The organism is Sulfurimonas sp. NWX79, assembly GCF_039667035.1.
GTDB lineage: Bacteria > Campylobacterota > Campylobacteria > Campylobacterales > Sulfurimonadaceae > Sulfurimonas > Sulfurimonas indica.
Genome location: NZ_JALCZL010000003.1, coordinates 21,040 through 37,931, shown reverse-complemented (window position 1 = coordinate 37,931; position 16,892 = coordinate 21,040). Strand labels below are relative to the sequence as shown.

14 protein-coding genes and 1 pseudogene are annotated in these 16,892 nt (G+C 37.1%); 8 read left to right on the top strand and 7 right to left on the bottom strand.

Annotated features, from left to right (window positions below; translation table 11 throughout):
* The first annotated feature begins 6 nt into the window (after positions 1–6).
* The 3 genes from MNY27_RS02005 to MNY27_RS01995 are packed head-to-tail and all read left to right on the top strand — an operon-like array spanning position 7 to position 2,507.
* Positions 7–186 (top strand): hypothetical protein, encoded by a 180-nt coding sequence (locus MNY27_RS02005; RefSeq protein WP_246153819.1) that lies wholly within the window; start codon positions 7–9, stop codon positions 184–186.
* Positions 171–1,223: a dehypoxanthine futalosine cyclase gene (locus MNY27_RS02000; protein ID WP_346391810.1), complete on the top strand. Its 1,053-nt coding sequence runs from the start codon at positions 171–173 to the stop codon at positions 1,221–1,223. Before MNY27_RS02005 ends, MNY27_RS02000 begins: the two co-directional genes overlap by 16 nt.
* Entirely contained in the window at positions 1,224–2,507 is a 1,284-nt protein-coding gene (locus tag MNY27_RS01995; protein WP_346391809.1) for a pitrilysin family protein, read from the top strand.
* Positions 2,508–2,572: 65 nt separating this feature from the next.
* Here MNY27_RS01995 and MNY27_RS01990 read toward each other — a convergent pair whose 3' ends face one another.
* On the bottom strand, positions 2,573–3,673 hold the full coding sequence (locus tag MNY27_RS01990; RefSeq protein WP_152183639.1) for a DNA cytosine methyltransferase: 1,101 nt from the start codon (positions 3,671–3,673) through the stop codon (positions 2,573–2,575).
* Positions 3,670–4,650 carry a HaeIII family restriction endonuclease gene (locus MNY27_RS01985; protein ID WP_152183638.1) on the bottom strand — a complete coding sequence of 327 codons (981 nt, stop codon included), beginning with the start codon at positions 4,648–4,650 and terminating at the stop codon, positions 3,670–3,672. Before MNY27_RS01985 ends, MNY27_RS01990 begins: the two co-directional genes overlap by 4 nt.
* A 325-nt stretch (positions 4,651–4,975) precedes the next feature.
* On the opposite strand from MNY27_RS01985, the gene MNY27_RS01980 reads away from it, so the two are divergent.
* Together MNY27_RS01980 and MNY27_RS01975 are read left to right on the top strand one after the other, a co-directional pair.
* Complete coding sequence (locus tag MNY27_RS01980) at positions 4,976–7,225, top strand: AAA family ATPase (protein WP_152183637.1); 2,250 nt, start codon at positions 4,976–4,978, stop codon at positions 7,223–7,225.
* Positions 7,226–7,361: 136 nt separating this feature from the next.
* Positions 7,362–8,120 carry a TIGR01458 family HAD-type hydrolase gene (locus MNY27_RS01975; protein ID WP_152183636.1) on the top strand — a complete coding sequence of 253 codons (759 nt, stop codon included), beginning with the start codon at positions 7,362–7,364 and terminating at the stop codon, positions 8,118–8,120.
* A gap of 37 nt (positions 8,121–8,157) precedes the next feature.
* On the opposite strand, the gene MNY27_RS01970 is transcribed toward MNY27_RS01975, so the two are convergent.
* The gene (locus tag MNY27_RS01970; protein WP_152183635.1) at positions 8,158–8,658 is read right to left on the bottom strand and encodes a hypothetical protein; all 501 of its coding nucleotides are present in this window, start codon (positions 8,656–8,658) and stop codon (positions 8,158–8,160) included.
* A 149-nt stretch (positions 8,659–8,807) separates the two neighbouring features.
* Between MNY27_RS01970 and MNY27_RS01965 the strand changes: the two are divergent.
* Positions 8,808–9,089: pseudogene (locus tag MNY27_RS01965) on the top strand (peptidylprolyl isomerase); the annotation flags it as partial.
* Between the two features lie 10 nt (positions 9,090–9,099).
* Positions 9,100–9,948: an N-carbamoylputrescine amidase gene (gene aguB, locus MNY27_RS01960; RefSeq protein WP_152183633.1), complete on the top strand. Its 849-nt coding sequence runs from the start codon at positions 9,100–9,102 to the stop codon at positions 9,946–9,948.
* On the opposite strand, the gene miaA is transcribed toward aguB, so the two are convergent.
* Genes miaA through MNY27_RS01940 form a run of 4 tightly spaced genes read right to left on the bottom strand, consistent with a single transcriptional unit; the run spans position 9,920 to position 13,635 of the window.
* The gene (gene miaA / locus MNY27_RS01955) at positions 9,920–10,819 is read right to left on the bottom strand and encodes a tRNA (adenosine(37)-N6)-dimethylallyltransferase MiaA (protein WP_152183632.1); all 900 of its coding nucleotides are present in this window, start codon (positions 10,817–10,819) and stop codon (positions 9,920–9,922) included. The genes aguB and miaA overlap by 29 nt on opposite strands.
* A gap of 7 nt (positions 10,820–10,826) precedes the next feature.
* Positions 10,827–11,564 carry an endonuclease/exonuclease/phosphatase family protein gene (locus MNY27_RS01950; protein ID WP_152183631.1) on the bottom strand — a complete coding sequence of 246 codons (738 nt, stop codon included), beginning with the start codon at positions 11,562–11,564 and terminating at the stop codon, positions 10,827–10,829.
* A 2-nt stretch (positions 11,565–11,566) separates the two neighbouring features.
* The gene (cls, locus tag MNY27_RS01945; RefSeq protein ID WP_246153816.1) at positions 11,567–12,991 is read right to left on the bottom strand and encodes a cardiolipin synthase; all 1,425 of its coding nucleotides are present in this window, start codon (positions 12,989–12,991) and stop codon (positions 11,567–11,569) included.
* 5 nt (positions 12,992–12,996) lie between these two features.
* Entirely contained in the window at positions 12,997–13,635 is a 639-nt protein-coding gene (locus MNY27_RS01940; protein WP_152183630.1) for a hypothetical protein, read from the bottom strand.
* A gap of 110 nt (positions 13,636–13,745) precedes the next feature.
* On the opposite strand from MNY27_RS01940, the gene MNY27_RS01935 reads away from it, so the two are divergent.
* Positions 13,746–16,856: an FIST N-terminal domain-containing protein gene (locus tag MNY27_RS01935; protein WP_346391808.1), complete on the top strand. Its 3,111-nt coding sequence runs from the start codon at positions 13,746–13,748 to the stop codon at positions 16,854–16,856.
* The last annotated feature ends 36 nt before the right edge of the window (positions 16,857–16,892 follow it).

Here is a 16,892-nt window from a genome sequence, read left to right as displayed (position 1 = left end):
AAAAGAATGATAGTCATGTTGAGTCTGGCAGTTGCACTCTTTGCAAATGATATGATCATAAAAGAGAGTCACTGCAGTGTTGATGCAACGATAAACAATATAATAGATGCACCAAAACTTGTGCAAAAATTAAATAAAGCACTTGATGATATCACAACAAAAGCGGGACAATGCAAAAGAGACTAAGCAAAGAAGAAGCACTTGATCTAATCAGAAATGCAGATCTTAAAACTTTAGGAAAGATGGCAAGCGAGCGTAAGCGTGAGCTCCATCCAAAAGGAATCACTACTTTTGTCATAGACAGAAACATAAACTATACAAACATCTGTTGGGTTGATTGTAAGTTTTGTGCCTTTTACAGACATGAAAAAGATGCTGATGCCTATGTACTTACCTTTGATGAGATAGATGCAAAGATAGATGAACTGTTAGAGATCGGTGGAACGCAGATACTCTTTCAAGGCGGTGTGCATCCAAAACTAAAAATCGAGTGGTATGAGGATCTGGTAGAGCATATTCATCAAAAATATCCGACAATTACGATTCACGGATTTAGCTCGATCGAGATAGATTTTATCGCCAAGGTCTCACGCATCTCTGCTGAAGAGGTACTAGAGCGTCTAAAAGCAAAAGGTTTGGCTTCTATTCCGGGTGCAGGTGCAGAGATACTCTCAGACAAGGTACGAGATGTCATCGCTCCTAAAAAGATTGATGCAGATGTGTGGGTAGACATCCATAGAAAAGCCCATAAGCTTGGTATAAAAAGTACAGCTACGATGATGTATGGAACAGTAGAGAGTGATGAGGATATCATCGAACATTTTGATATGATTCGTCGTCTTCAAGATGAGACAGGCGGATTTAGAGCCTTCATCATGTGGAGCTTTCAAGGGCAAAATACAGAGCTTTTACGCCTCATTCCAGATATGGAAAAACCATCATCAAACCGCTACTTAAGACTTTTGGCAGTTGCACGGCTCTATCTTGACAATGTAGTAAATATTCAAAGCTCATGGGTAACACAAGGACCTTACATCGGACAGATGGCACTGCGTTTTGGTGCAAATGATTTGGGTTCAACTATGATGGAAGAGAATGTTGTAAGCTCTGCGGGTGCTGCATTTTCCATGGCAAAAGATGAGATGGTTCACCTCATTAAAGATATAGGTGAGACACCGGCGATTCGAAATACTGCTTATGAGACTTTAGAGATATTTGAGTAGATGAAAAAAATAGTATTAGCATTTTTATTGATAGGACAGATTGTAATGGCAGCAAAGATTGATAGTATTGAAGTTAAAGGGATAACGATTCCTCTGATTTTTGAAGAAGATGTGCGTTTACCGATTGTAAATACACAGATAGTTTTTACAAATTCAGGAAGTATAACAGACAAAAAGATAGCAGGTCTTGCAAAGTTTTCTGCAAAGATGCTCAATGAAGGCTCACGTGAGATGGGTGCAAATGGATTTGCCGAAAGATTAGAGTCCAAAGCTATTCACATTGCAGCATCGACGGGGAGTGAAACTTTTGTTATTGATACAGGCTCACTTAATGAGCAGTTTAAAGAGAGTATGAAGTACCTCAAGATGCTTTTAGAAGAACCAAACTTTACAAAACGCTCATTAGAGAAAGTAAAGACGATGACAATGGGTGCAATCTCACGCAAAGAAAATGATTATGACTATGTAGCTTCCAATGCACTCAAAAAACTGCTCTTTGATGGAACGGTTTTAGCACAGCCCTCAGCTGGGACACTAGAGAGTGTCAAAAGCATCAAGCTAAAAGATGTAGAGAGCTTTGTAAAAGAGCATCTTGTTCTCTCACGTGCTATTATAGTCGTTGGTGGGGATGTGGATATCGAAGATATCAAAAAGCAGATGAAAAAAGTGCTTAAAATTTTGCCAAAGGGCAAATCTGAACCACTGCCTCACTATGAAGCAAGCAGTGATGCAAAGACAGATATCTTAAAACGCACAACAGAGCAGGCATATATCTACTTTGGTTCACCATACAATATGGCCGTCAATGATGAAGATTACTATAAAGCAAGAGTAGCGACATTTATCTTGGGAACTGGTGGTTTTGGAAGCAGACTTATGGAAGAGATACGTGTAAAACGTGGACTTGCATATTCTGCGTATGCCCGTGTGCATGTGAGTAAATCAGTAAGCTATTTTAACGGTTACCTTCAAACGAAGATAGAGTCACAAAATGAAGCAAAAGAGACGGTAAAAGAGGTCATAGCAGAGTTTGTTGCAAAAGGTGTAACCGCAGATGAGTTAGAGCAGACAAAGAAGTTTTTACTCGGAAGTGAACCACTGCGTGTAGAGACAATGAGCCAGCGCCTTAACCGTACTTTTATGGACTACTATAAAGGTTTTAAACCGGGACATTCTCAAGAAGAGCTAGAGAAGATTAAAAATCTTAAACTTGCAGACTTAAACAAGTTTATAAAAGCACATAAAGAGATATTAGAATTGTCTTTTGCTATTGTGACGAAGTAAAGAGATACTCTTTGCTTTACAGACTTGATTTTATCTTATGGGGTATGGATAACAGTGGACTTGAATTATAAGTGAACCGTTTGTTTAGTACTTTTTGATATATCAGGAATATATAATATGTCATTAATATTTGAATTTTGAGAGATAGGTTCACCTATTATTTCCAAGGATTTGTTAGGGTATATGCTTAATAGTTGTTTTTGTATTTCCTTTGCCAAATAATATGCTAAAGATGGTGGTACAGCATTTCCTACCATTTTATAACCTGCACTCAAATTTTTATAATAAAATTTATGATTATCTGGGAATGTTTGAATTCTAGCACATTCTCTAATGCTAAGTCTTCTATATAAATGTTCACTATGAGGAACAAATATTCTTTTATTTTGCTCCACAAATTGCATTTTAGGAGCTTGCGGATGAAGTGGAGCATGTCTTCCACCTGCTTGTATTGTAAATGATGGTTCATCCCAACTTCTGACTCTATTTCTTGACATAAACATTGATGAAAAACCACCAGTCATAAATTCATGATTTTCAATCTTACAGTCATCACCATTTGTATAATTTTTATCTTTCGCAGGTAAAACATTATCTTTTAAATCAAAAATTACATCTTTTAAGAATCTTTTTTTTGAAAATGGTTTTGGGAATTCAAAGGTGATATTTAAATCTTTTCTAAATCCAATAAAAAATACTCTTTTTCTATCTTGTGGTACTTTATAGTCATGAGCATTTAAAAGCTTGAATGATAAGTTGTATCCACTATCAATAAAATGATTTTTAATATTTTCTAGTGCTTCACTATGGCGACTTGCTAACATACCAGAAACATTTTCAGCCAAGAAGAACAGAGGTCTTGTATCTCTTAAAACCCTAATAAATTCAAAAAATAGTTGTCCTCTATGATCATTTATTCCTTTAAGCTTACCTGCTTCGCTCCAGCTTTGGCAAGGTGGTCCACCTATTAAACCAATAGCATCAGGAATATCACTTGATGGAATGTTAACAATACTTCTTCTATCTAGTTTAGTATTTGGAAAATTTTTTTCAAATGTTTCCCAAATCTCTTTGTCGTATTCATTTGCCCAAATAGTTTTAAAACCTGCTTTTTCAAAACCTAAATCTAATCCACCAGCTCCAGAAAATAATGATATTATATTCATTTACTTTCCTTAATTGAAAGTTTATTTGTAAATAAAGTTTTTGGCGCTTTTAATAAGTTAATATCAAACTTTAAAGATGGTTCAACTCTTGAACTTGCATTATGTATTCTAAATGAAAGTTCCCAGTCATTATTTAGTTTTATGATAAGCGTTGTTTTAGTGTCTTTTTTATAGTTAATACTAATTATTTTAGTGGGTAAATTTACTTGAGGTATTTTAAACTTAGGAATAATTTCTTTAAATGGCAGATTTAATGTTCCATGTAAGTTATATGCTTGAATTTCTATATTATGTTTACTTTTGATAACTTTATAAAAATCTTTATTTCCTATTAGGTATTCTACTAAAGTAGAAGCAACTTTTGCTGGATTAGTGTTATATATTTTGAATAATTCTTTTTTAAATGCTTCTAATACTGGGTGATATATGGATGTGTGATAATCTCCTAAGGATTCCCAAGTTTTTGTTTTATTACTTTCTTTTCTCATTTTATCAAGAGAATCAAAGATAGGTTTTACTTCATCAAAATAAATATTAGATACAGGTATTCCAAGCCACTTTTTTCCAAAATCAATTTTGTTTGAAAGTCTTGAATGTTTTATAGCTTTATGATTGTTTTTCGCAGATACTCCTATTTCCCACTTTTGTAATAAACGAATAGCAACAATATCTCTTACATCTCCATCTTTACCTTTATCATCTGTTAATATTTCTAGTTGTAAAATGTCATTATCATCAAAGCTATTTGATAGTCTAGGTTCAATATCAATTAAAAAATTTACTGCAAAACTAGCGTAAAGAGAGAATTCACTTTGTATAAGTGTACCAAATGAGTCAAAATGTTTTTTTGCTGTTATATATGCTTTATTTTCTATAACTTCTACTGCTGTACCTCGTTGTAGTTTTTCTTGAAATTCTTTTAAAATGGCATATTCAAATGCTTTTCCATTTTTTGTTTGAGTTGATTCTTTTCCCATCAAATTTCCAATTAATTATTTAAGATTTGTTATGATAACAAAAACTCTCTTTAGAATAAATGTTAGCTTATAATAAAAAAGAAGTATATACCAATTTTATTGGATTTTTAGAAATATGTCAAATTGCAAAGTTTTTAATTAATTTTTGAGATTTTTACTATTATTCTTAAATATTGATTGTGTGTTAATGTCCAAAAAACAGTAATAATATACCAACTGTTTCTTAAAGGAGTGAAGTTGTGAATGTTATGGTTACAAGATTTTTTAATAAGAGTTACGAAATTAATATGGTATAAACATTTATAAAAAAATAAAACGGCAGGGCATGGCACAGACACTTATAGGGCAGATTGACAGGGTTCTTTTTGAGGGGGATGACGGTTTTTTTATTGCGGTACTAAAGTCCGGTGAGAAAATCAGTGGTGTTTACTATGAGAGTGCCATTGAGAACATCAAAGGTTCTGCTATTACGCTAGAGGGTGAGTGGCATGAGCATAAGAAGTATGGACGCACCTTTAAGTTTGACTCCATAAAGGTAAATCAAAACGAACTCTTTTTCTTTCTCAACAAAATCATCAAAGGCTTTACCAAGAAACTCTCAGCAGATCTTATAGAGCATTTTGGTTCAGAAGAGCTTGTCAATATCTTAGACAATGACATTGAGCGGTTGTTGGAGTTTAAAGGCATCAAAGAGAAGCGACTCAAAAAGATTCAAACCTCTTGGAAAAAGTTTCGCTCGATGCGTGAGCTTGGTGAGTTTTTAAGCCCTTATAATGTCTCTCCAACACTCCTAACTACTATTGCAACTGCTATGAAAGATGTGAGTGAGCCCTGTTCTAAAATCAAAGAAAATCCTTATATACTAACTTCCATTTCCGGTATCGGCTTTAAACGGGCTGATGAGTTGGCACTGAAGATGGGTGTCAGTGCTGAGGATGAAAACCGTATCAGCTCGGCGATGGATTATGTGCTTTTAGAATATTGTGAAGCAAATGGAAACTCCTGTATTGAAAAGTCACTGCTCTTTAGCGGACTTGATGAGCTGCTTGGTTTTTATCAAAAAGAGTATCTTTATGAAGCGGCTTTGGTTGAGCGTGTGAGTGAGGGAAGCATTGTCCTTATGCAGCACGATAGACTCTCTCCTGCACGGCTTTATGATGCAGAGAAGTTTTTGTATGATACTTTTACCAAGCGAGCTAAGCTTGACAGTGGGGGATTTGTAAAAGATCTCGACGCATTTTTGGTAGATTCAGAGCTGAAACTTGGTGAGCAACAGCGAAAAGCAGTTGAGATCATCAACAATGGTGCAAGCATCCTTTTCTTGGTTGGTTATGCAGGAACAGGAAAGAGCACAACTTCCAAGACGATTTTAGAGCTTTTAAATACCCGTTATGACAACAAAGAGATTATTACCTGTGCACTTAGTGGTATTGCAGCGCAGCGCATTAGTGATACAACAGGGTTTGAGTCTGCTACGATTCAGTCACTGCTTGTTAAACATGAAGAATCAGACAAGTTTCCCTACTCGGTAGTTCTCATTGATGAAGCCTCGATGATAAACTCGACACTCTTTGCACGCTTAATGGGGAAAATCTCAAATAAAGCCATTGTTATAATTGTAGGGGATGATGCGCAACTACCGCCTATTGGGGCTGGAAATGTGCTGAGTGACGTGCTTACTCTCAATCTTGCTCCCATTGTAAAGCTCACGCAGATATACAGACAGAGTGAAGATCAGGCCATTACGCTCATTGCCAATCAGATCCGACAGGGTGAAGTACCACAGTATAAAGGTGTGTATGAGGATTTTGAATTTGTAGATGTCAATATTGCCAACTATTATGCTCTGAAAAATCAGCTCACGCAAGAGGAGCTTAAAGAGCTACGTGAGAAGAACTCTCAAGATATCATCGCCGAGATGTTGCACCGTGTAGTAGCAAGCATTGAAAAAGCACGCTATCGTCTGAACAATAAGCAGATAAAAGAGTATCTAAACTATTTTCAGGTCATTACGCCGATGAAGGGCGGCACGCTTGGTACGACCAATCTCAACAAAATTTTGCAGGAGTATTTTAACCCCAATCCTAAAAAGTGCATCAAGCGTGGAGAGTTAGAGTTTCGTCTAATGGACAAGGTCGTGCATACCAAAAATGAGAATATGACCTCATGGAGTTCTGAAGGGTTTAAAATGGGGGAAGACTCAAATGAAAGACGAGTCTTTAATGGTATGAGCGGACTGCTCTTTCGCATCGATGAAGAGGAAGAACAGGCCTATGTCTTTTACCCAAATGAAGATATCGTTGTAAAGTATGAGTATGATGAGCTAAAAGCATACCTGATGCTCTCCTATGCTTTGACAATCCACAAAGTACAGGGCATGGAGTATGACATTGTTGTTATTCCAATGAGTTTTACGCATTTTATCATGCACAACACGAAGCTTATCTATACAGCCATCACACGCTCAAAACATCGCTGTATCATCATAGGCGAGAGTGGGGCTTTTGAGTCAGCCTGCAGACGTGTGGCAGTAACAGAGCGTGATACCGTGCTTTTAGAACTTGGGAAAAGTTAAGGGCACCTCTAAAAACTCTAGCCTTCTGAGGATGATTAGAGTTTTTAGAGGTGCCCTTAATCTATTTTCTAAAGAAAAGATTGATACAGAAGGATGTATGATTAGAGTAAGAGCTTAGTTGCAAAAGGAGTCTCTTATGCTAAACAGTTCTAAGATAAAAGCTGTTTTATGTGACATTGGTGGTGTTTTGTATGTTGGAGATAAGCCCATTGACGGTGCCATTGAAGCAGTGAATGCCATAAAACAAAAGTACCCCATCCGATTTTTAACTAACACAACCCAAAAAACTTCTTCTCAGGTTGTAGAAAAGCTTCAAAAGATGGGCTTTGATATAGATGCGCAAGAACTCATTACTGCTCTAGATATAACGAAGCGATTTTTGGAAAACGAGAAAAGTTCGGCAGAGTTTTTGTTGACAGAGGATGCAAAGAAGTTTTTTACTGATCTGCAGCAGTATCCTAAAAAATATGTTGTCGTGGGCGATGCACAGGAAAACTTCTCATACCAGAATCTTAATCGTGCTTTTCGTATGCTTATGGAAGATGCCCAGCTGGTTGCCATTGCAAAAAATCGCTATTTTAAAGATGCAGATAACAAATTGAGTATGGATGCTGGTTGTTTTGTAGCAGCTTTGGAGTATGGTGCTGCAAAAAGTTCACAGCTTTTGGGAAAACCAAGCCGTTCATTTTATCATTTGGCATGTGAAGATTTGGGAGTAAAACCGAATGAGTGCATGATGATAGGAGATGATATCGAAGGTGACATTCGGGGTGCACAGGAAGCCGGACTGCAGGCTGTACTGGTAAAAACAGGTAAGTTTAATTTGAAAGATCTGGACCTTGGAGTTCATCCTGATAGTGTTATAGACTCTATCGCTGATTTTCTAGAAGTTTAAAACCAACGATATTGTCAGATTATTTCAAAGAAGTTTTTTATTTAGTGAAGAGCTTTTCTAGCTCTGATGCATCTTTGAGATTTTGAATATTTGTAATTTTTAAGTTATCAAGAGTAACAACAACGATGCTCTCTTTATTCATTTCTTTTGTGAACTCTGCTGAGAGTTTGTCATCATTGATAAGAAGGATTGGGAATTTTAACTCTTTTAAGTCAGGTAAGATAAACATACTTTTGATAATTCCCGGTGCTGCACTGACATCTGCAACGTAAACAGCTTTATGTTCTGCTAGAAAATTGGCAGGTTTTGACTCTAAAAATTCATTACAAGCGTGTCCTGTCGGTTTTGAAAAAGAGAAGAAAACGATTTTTGTATCTGCCGCGATAGTTGCCGGTTTTTCATTTTGGTCTTTAAGTTTGATGTCTGTCAAACTTTTGCCTACTGCAAGTTTTGCCTCTACATTTTTGTTCTCTTCTGATTTTGAACTACATCCTAAAAAAAGCAGTGTAATTGCCAAGATAGCGATAATTTTTTTCATATTTTCTCCCGTATGATTCGATTTATGTAAGTCTACTAAAGTGTTGTTGAGATTATAATACGAATTATATTTACTTAACTCCTTTAATAGTTTCTAAAGTAAGCAATTTTATTGTAGAATTTGGATGAAAAAAATCAAAGGAGTACCATCATATGGCATGGGCAACAGCAAGACATATTTTAGTAGAGAGTGAAGCGAAGTGTAATGAGTTAAAAGAGGAGATAGAAAACGGAGCGGATTTTGGTGAGATTGCAAAACAGTACTCAACATGTCCATCTTCAAGAAACGGTGGTGATTTAGGTCAGTTTGGACCAGGACAGATGGTGCCTGAGTTTGACAAGGCGGTATTTAACGGAGATGTCGGTGTGGTTTATGGACCGATTCAGACACAGTTTGGTTATCATCTTTTAGAAGTAACTGCGAGAGGTTAAGGAAGTATCAATGGTAAAAGTAGCAGCGATTCAGATGAGTATGAGTGAAGATAAATCTGCAAATGTAAATAAGGCAAAAAGACTCGTGCGTGAGGCTGCTAAAAATGGTGCAAATATCATACTTTTACCGGAGCTTTTTGAAGGGCTTTACTTCTGTAAAGATATGGATGCAAAGTACTTTTCATGGGCTGCTCCTCTGAAAGATAACAGACTTATAAAAGAGTTTCAAACACTCTCACGTGAGCTTGGGGTTGTTTTATTGGTCTCTTATTTTGAAAAGGCCGATGCAGAGTATTTTAACTCACTTGTTGTTATCGATGCTGATGGTACATTGATGCAAAACTATCGAAAGACACATATTCCGGATGGTCCGGGTTATGAGGAGAAGTTCTACTTTAAACCGGGTGATACCGGCTTTCAAGTCTATGAGACAAAGTATGGGAAAATTGGCGTGGGAATATGCTGGGATCAGTGGTTTTGTGAAACTGCACGAGCATTGACACTGATGGGTGCAGAGATTATTTTTTATCCCACAGCCATCGGAAGTGAGCCGGAGATCCATCTGGACTCAAAAGAACACTGGCAAAGAGTACAGATGGGACATGCCGCGACAAATACGGTACCCGTCGTGGTAGCAAATCGTTATGGAGTGGAAGTGGGTGAGAGCTGTGAGCTTACTTTTTACGGTTCATCATTCATTACTGACTATACAGGTGCGAAAATAGCCGAAGCCTCACGTGACAAAGAGGAGATACTCTGCGCTGAATTTGACCTTGAAGAGAATGCAAAACAAAGAGAGTACTGGGGACTTCTGCGTGATAGAAGAAGTACTATGTATGCAAAGTTGTGTGAAGAATAATATCTTCCAAATCTTCTAGTTTTGCATGAGTGATATCTTGAAATTGTGAGCGGTTAAAGGTCTGTTGTCGTTTTGCAAGCTGAGCAGTATGGGTAGAGATGAGTTGGAGCATCTCTTCTTTGTCTATCTTTGCATCTAAAAAGTCCAATACTTCTACAATCCCGATGGCTTTCATAGCGTTTGGAACTCGTGTATATTTTTGTTCGAGATATGCCACTTCATCGATAAGTCCCATATCATACATCTGCTGCGTTCTTTTTGTAATACGCTTACGCAACACTTCACGCTCCACATCGATATTGAAAATTGGCAAATCTTTTATAATCGGCTTGGCAGGATTTTTTGAAAACCACTCACTAGGTGTCATTCCTGATGCTTCTAAGATAAGCAGTGCTTTTTCGATGCGGTAGCGATCATTGGATGCTATTTTTTGCATATATGCTGCATCTTTTGTAAGTAACGCTTCATAACTACGTGTGAGATTTTGGAGCTTTTCTTTGACACGCTCCTGCGTGAGCTTTGTAATCTCTGGAAGAGGAGAGAGCCCATCGAGCAGAGATTTCAAATAAAATGAGGTACCACCGACAATGATGAGGTTTTTATCATCTTCTTTACATTTTCGTACAACATCATGGTAGAGCCGTATAAAAATCTCCACACTAAAGTGCTCATTTGGCCAGAGTTCATCAATACCAAAATGCTTTATCTCACGCAACTCCTCTTTAGAGGGTTTTGCGGCAACGATATCTATCTCTTTATAGATACTGAGTGAATCGATAGAGAGAATGTAAGCATCTATCTCTTTAGCGATTTTGATGGCTAGATCACTTTTTCCCGAAGCAGTAGGACCGATGAGTGCTAGTTGTTTCATAAGCGGATTATAACACAAGTTCAAACTCTGCATAGAGAGGATTATGGTCAGAGATATCTTTTGTATCAATGGCTTCTGCACGGAGAACTTTGATACCACGATAGTAGATATGGTCAATCTCTTGAGAGAAGATACGTTTTATATGGTGTGGATTTTCAGGCTCAAGTTTCTCTAAAGAGAGCTCTTTTTGAAATGCTTGCAGAAGTGCAAATCGTTTTTTGCTCCAGTTGTTAAAGTCCCCTGCAACAATGAGTGCGCCGTCAAGTTTTGCAATAGTGGTGGTTATTTTCTTTAATTCATCAGCAAAAATTTTATGGCTTACAAAATTAATAGCGTGTAGATTGACAATGTGAAGCGTTTTATTACTGCAGATTTGATGTTTGGTGATAAGCAGACTTTTATGTGTGATAAAACCAAGCTCTTTTTTTGTCGTGCGTCTGTTTTGAATCGCTTCAAGTGCAAAGTTTGTGGCAGTACAGACACCGTAGCAGTGATGTTTTGTCTCTATATTTGCAGCAAGAAAGTAGGCGTGTTTATGGAAGAAAAAAGTTGATTTTTTCGGGTATTTTACCTCTTGGAAAAGTAAAATATCACTCGGATAACTCTGCATCAATGCATGAAATTTTTTCTCAAAAGCCTCTGTTTGGTTCTCTTTATGTAGATTCCAGACTAACAGAGAGAATCTGCAAGCAAGAGGCTTTTTTGCATGGAGTGTGTTTTGAAGAGAGGTTCTTGTTGCAAACATTGTTAGAGTATCGGCGAAGTCAGTCTTGCCAGACGTGTGATGAGTTTAAATGCAAAAGGCATTTTCTCTATATCAGCCATTTTAACTTCAGATGCGTGTTTAAAATCATCTTCAAACATTTTCTTTACCTCTTGTGTAAACTCCTTATTTGCGATAAGAGCTGTGATTTCAAAATTAAGGCGAAGTGAACGGTTATCAAGATTTGCTGTACTGACAGCTGCGTGAGAGTCATCTAAGAGCATTGCTTTTTGATGTAAAAAACCATCTCTGTATCGAAAAATCTTCACACCTGTAGAACTTACTGTCTCAAAATAGGTAAAAGAAGCAAGATAGATAAGCAGGTTATCCGCTTTTTGTGGAATCAGGATGCGAACATCCACACCGCGAAGTCCTGCCAGCTGTAAGGCTTTTATGATAGCACCATCAGGTACGAAGTAGGGGCTCGATATCCAGATGCGCTCTTTTGCAGCATTAATGGCCTGCAGGAACATCAGCGAAGCAGTCTCTATCTCATCAGCAGGAGAAGAGGGGATAATAAGAACTTTTTTATCTGCGTTTGTTGCAGGTCTTGGTATCCATTGCAATTCATTAATGAGGTATTCTGCGGCCCAAAACCAGTCTTCGATAAATGTCTTTTGAATGGCAATGGCTGATGGACCTGTGATTTTTATATGGGTATCTCGCCAGTGTCCAAATCTTTTACTTTTAGAGAGATACTCATCACCGATATTATGCCCACCAGTCCAAGCAGATTCACCATCAACGACGACGATTTTTCTGTGGTTTCGAAAGTTGATTTGAAATCTGTTTTTTATTCCTTTTTGTGTATTAAAAGTATAGACCTCGATGCCAATACGGCGCATTGTCTCAATGTACTCATCTGAGAGTTGATAGCTGCCTATCTCATCATATAAGAAGTAGATATTTACTCCTTCTTTTGCTTTTGTGACAAGAGCTTCTTGGATCTGTACACCAAGTGTATCATCACGAACGATGTAAAATTCAAGAAGTATATAACTTTTTGCTTTTTCAATGCCTTGTAAAATACTTTGAAATGTTACTTCTCCATCGATGAGCAGCTCAACATCATTTGCATGAAGATAGGGCATTTTTGCCAGTTTTTGGGAGGCTTTTTCCAAAAATCCAAGAGATTCTTTAGCGGGTCTGTAGCTTTGTAGATGGGTGACAATTTTATGAAGTTTATTACTTACGAGTTTTTCAGCCTCTTTTCTGGCTGTGGTGTAGCCGTTGAACTTGCTTCTGCCAAAAAGCCAGTAAAGAGGTACGGCAATATAGGGAAATGTAAGTAGTGAGATAACCCATGCGATGGCACCTTGAGAGGTTCTTACCGTCATAACGGCATTGAGTGCAGAGATGATACCCAGCAGATGAAAAAATGCTAAAACATAGAGTATCATCGGTAACATTGCTACTACTTTTTACTTTCTTGAACTATTTGGGCATCTTCTGTTGTTTCAGTAAGAAGTTTTGGCTCTTGCGATGGCTGTATATTACCGCTGAGTGCTTTGATGAGTTCACTCTCTTGCTCTTTAGCGAGTTTACCGCTGGCAACGGTATCGATGATTTTTTCAGCGATACGCATACGTGTCATATTCTCCTGCTGATGAAAATATTTGTTAAGGTTGTCCTGGTAGGCTCGAAGCTGGTCATCATGTTTGCGCTTGAAGTAGAGATAGACAAAGTAGCTGATGATGACTAAAAGTAAGAAAAGTATCAATAGAAGATAGCGTTTTATCTCCATCGAATCAGCCCGCTCCAAGTCACGCAGTTTTGCCTCAAAGGACTCTTTTTTAGCTTCAGCTTCGAGTTTTATCTTCTCTAAAAGTTGCTCTTTTTCCAGTTTTGCCAAAGTTGTCTGTGACTCAATTTTAGCAAGTTCCTGCTCTTTTTGTGCATCTATTTTTTTGAGTTGCACCTCTTTGGCAGCGGCTATTTTTTCTTCAAAAGCTTTTTTCTCTTGGAGTTTTTTTGCAGCTATCTCTTCGGGAGATTCACCAAAGTTACATGCACTAAGAAAAAGTGTTAGCAGGAGTAAAGATATAAGTTTCATTTTTGCCTCAATTAAGGTTGTCTGTGAGATATTTTACTAAAATTTTTGTTAATTTACTTTGTAGTATAATTAGCCTAAAAAGAACTCTATATATATATAAAAGAAGTTGCATGAAGCAGTATAACTACATCTACGATACACAGGATGCTTTTTTGAAGTATATTGATTCTCTTGCAATAGAGAAAGACTCCAGTACTGTTCTCATTCAACTTTTTAGCTCGCAAACATACAAACAGATACAAAACAATTTAACAGAGATCCTTGAAGTACTGCCTCACGCAACACTTATCGGGACATCTACTGCAGGTGAGATTATTGCAGGGAAGATGATCAACAGAAGTACTGTTTTAAGTATTTCCGTATTCCAAAAGAGTAAAATAAATGCTTTTTATGCCATAGAAAAAGACTCTTATAAATTAGGTCTTACACTCTCAAAAAAAGTTTTTCATAAAGATACAAAATGTGTTATCAGTTTTTTGGATGGACTTGGGCATAATGGTCAGGAGTATCTTCTTGGCTTAAATTCTATGAACTTTAACAAGGCTGTCATCGCCGGTGGTATGGCAGCAGATATGCTGGACTTTCAAAAGACATATACGATTTTTGGCAATAAAATATTTTCCGGCGGTGCTGTTTGTGTTGCTTTAGAAGGAGAAGATTTAGAAGTACTGCAGGATTATAATCTTGGTTGGCATGCAGTCGGTCCTACCTTTGTCATAACAAAATCTGAAGGTGCCAGAGTCTATGAGATAGATAACCGTCCTATAAAAGATATATATGCAGAGGTATTAGGAGAGTTTGCAGTTGAGAATATGCCGGCTTCAACCATAGAGTTTCCGTTGATTTTAGAAAATGATGATATGCTCATAGCACGCTCAATGCTGAGTGTTGCAGAGGATGGCAGTATATTGTATGGTGGTAATATTGAAGAGGGTTCTGTTGTACGCTTTGGAATCGGAAGCAGAACACTTGTTAATCAGTACAATCCAAAAGAGCAGCTCAAAGCATCAGAAGCGCTGCAGGCATGTTTTATCTACTCCTGTATAGCAAGAAAGATGTTTTTAGAAAAGGATTTGGAAAAAACTTTCCGCGTTATTGAAAATACGGCGCCAACAAGTGGTTTTTTTACTTACGGGGAGTTTTTCTTTTACAAGCAGCAGACAAAACTGCTCAATATTACGACAACTTTGCTTTTTTTACGTGAAAAAGGGACACAAACACTGCCACATCACCCGGTAGGCAAAGATAATATCTACAATGCATCCAAGACAGACAGTGCACTCTTTAATCTCATAGAGTATGTGACAAGAGAGTTAAAAGAGCAGGAGAGAGGTTTTCGAGCCTCTAAGTTCAAACTTGATGAGTTTTTAAAAGCACTCGAGAGTAGTGTCATCATCTCTCGTACAGATACAGATGGAATCATTACCTATGTGAATGAACAGTTCGAAAAAATAAGTGGCTATACACGGGAGGAACTTTTAGGTAAAGCACATAGTATCATACGTGATCCGAATACTTCCGATGCCCTTTTTGCACAAATGTGGGAGACCATTACAAAAGGGAAGATTTGGAAAGGAGAGTTTTCCAACAGAGCCAAAGATGGGTCTATCTATCATGTAAAATGTTCTATTATTCCGATTCATGATGAAAACAGTAATGTCATAGAGTATATGGCTATTCGTGAAGATGTTACTTCTTTGGTCGAGAGTAGAAAAAAAGCAGAAGAAGCAGGTGCTGCACAGGCGATGTTCTTGGCCAACATGAGTCATGAGATTCGTACTCCTATGAATGGTATTTTGGGTTTTTCCGAACTTCTCGCAAAAACAGACCTTGATGCAACACAGGAAAAATATGTCAAAGTCATTGGAAGCTCAACTAAGATACTGCTTGAGATTGTTAATGACATCCTGGACTCTTCAAAGATAACAAATAAAAAAATCGTTCTTGAAAAAATTCATATCAATCCGTTCGAAGAGTTTATGACGACATATGAGCTACTTAAAACAGCTGCACAGGAGAAGTCTATAAACTATACGATCGAAATTGATGAGAAGATTTCAAAATGTATCTTAAGTGATGCGATGCGATTGCGACAGATAAAAATAAATCTGCTTTCAAATGCCATCAAGTTTACACCAAAATTTGGTGAGGTCGCATTTAAGGTCTCTTTGATTAAAACAGAAAAAAAGAAACAAACCCTCCGTTTTAGTGTTGAAGACAGCGGTATCGGGATTCCAAAATCCAAGATAAAAGAGATATTTAAACCTTTCTCACAGGCAGATGCATCGACGACAAGAAAGTTTGGAGGTACTGGTCTGGGTCTTAGTATCAGTTCTGATCTGATCAAGGCTTTTGACAGTGAGCTTAAAGTGACATCGCAAGAGGGAAAAGGAAGTAAGTTCTACTTTGAGATGACTTTTGATCTGTGTGAAGAGAGGGAGCTTGAAGATACAGAGTCTACAGAAGAGAATGTTTGTCAAAAAGATGAAGATTGTGACAGATTACACTTGAAGGTTTTAGTAGCAGAAGATTATGAGGTCAACCGTATGCTTATTGAGTCTATATTTCAAAAGTATAAAAATATTACGCTTGATTTTGCTGTTAACGGTAGAGATGCTCTTGATAAACTCAAAGAGCAGAAATATGACCTTATCTTGATGGATATCAATATGCCGGTACTCAATGGTATCGATGCAACAAAATATGTGCGAGAGAAGCTTCATTTAGATATACCTATTGTTGCATTGACGGCAAATGCCCTTGAAGGTGACAAAGAGAAGTTCTTACAATGCGGTATGAATGATTATTTGAGTAAACCTATTGATGTGACTGCTTTGGAAAATATTTTATGTAAATACTCAAAAACAGACAATGAGATGGGTCTGCTTTTAATTGAAGAAATTTTAGAGAGTTTAAAGAGTAAAATAGGCTTGAGAGAAGCGGTCTCTGTAAAACTTTTACGTACATTTTTAGAGAGCCTCAAAGAGGAAGTTCCAGAACTTGAAGAGGCCATCAAACTAAAAAATATAACACAGATATATAAAATCGTCCATAAGTTAAAAGGAGCTGCGAGTGCACTCTATATCAGTGATATTTCTGAACTTATGAGTGGTATTGAGAAAGATGCAGAGATGAAAATTCTAAGAGATTATGAGCTTGAAATTGATCAGATGTATATGTATATCAAAACTTTAGAGAATGGTCTGTCAAATATCATCTAAGTTTAAATCACTTTTTGATAAGATATAACATAAACA

Excerpts from the sequence above, each read along its gene's own strand:
- MNY27_RS02005 (WP_246153819.1), top strand. The coding sequence starts at position 7 with ATGATAGTCATGTTGAGTCTGGCAGTTGCACTCTTTGCAAATGATATG.
- MNY27_RS02000 (WP_346391810.1), top strand. The coding sequence starts at position 171 with ATGCAAAAGAGACTAAGCAAAGAAGAAGCACTTGATCTAATCAGAAAT.
- MNY27_RS01990 (WP_152183639.1), bottom strand. The coding sequence starts at position 3,673 with ATGAATATAATATCATTATTTTCTGGAGCTGGTGGATTAGATTTAGGT.
- miaA (WP_152183632.1), bottom strand. The coding sequence starts at position 10,819 with ATGAAACAACTAGCACTCATCGGTCCTACTGCTTCGGGAAAAAGTGAT.
- MNY27_RS01975 (WP_152183636.1), top strand. The coding sequence starts at position 7,362 with ATGCTAAACAGTTCTAAGATAAAAGCTGTTTTATGTGACATTGGTGGT.
- MNY27_RS01935 (WP_346391808.1), top strand. The coding sequence starts at position 13,746 with ATGAAGCAGTATAACTACATCTACGATACACAGGATGCTTTTTTGAAG.
- MNY27_RS01995 (WP_346391809.1), top strand. The coding sequence starts at position 1,224 with ATGAAAAAAATAGTATTAGCATTTTTATTGATAGGACAGATTGTAATG.
- aguB (WP_152183633.1), top strand. The coding sequence starts at position 9,100 with ATGGTAAAAGTAGCAGCGATTCAGATGAGTATGAGTGAAGATAAATCT.
- MNY27_RS01985 (WP_152183638.1), bottom strand. The coding sequence starts at position 4,650 with ATGGGAAAAGAATCAACTCAAACAAAAAATGGAAAAGCATTTGAATAT.
- MNY27_RS01970 (WP_152183635.1), bottom strand. The coding sequence starts at position 8,658 with ATGAAAAAAATTATCGCTATCTTGGCAATTACACTGCTTTTTTTAGGA.
- MNY27_RS01980 (WP_152183637.1), top strand. The coding sequence starts at position 4,976 with ATGGCACAGACACTTATAGGGCAGATTGACAGGGTTCTTTTTGAGGGG.
- MNY27_RS01950 (WP_152183631.1), bottom strand. The coding sequence starts at position 11,564 with ATGTTTGCAACAAGAACCTCTCTTCAAAACACACTCCATGCAAAAAAG.
- MNY27_RS01940 (WP_152183630.1), bottom strand. The coding sequence starts at position 13,635 with ATGAAACTTATATCTTTACTCCTGCTAACACTTTTTCTTAGTGCATGT.
- cls (WP_246153816.1), bottom strand. The coding sequence starts at position 12,991 with ATGTTACCGATGATACTCTATGTTTTAGCATTTTTTCATCTGCTGGGT.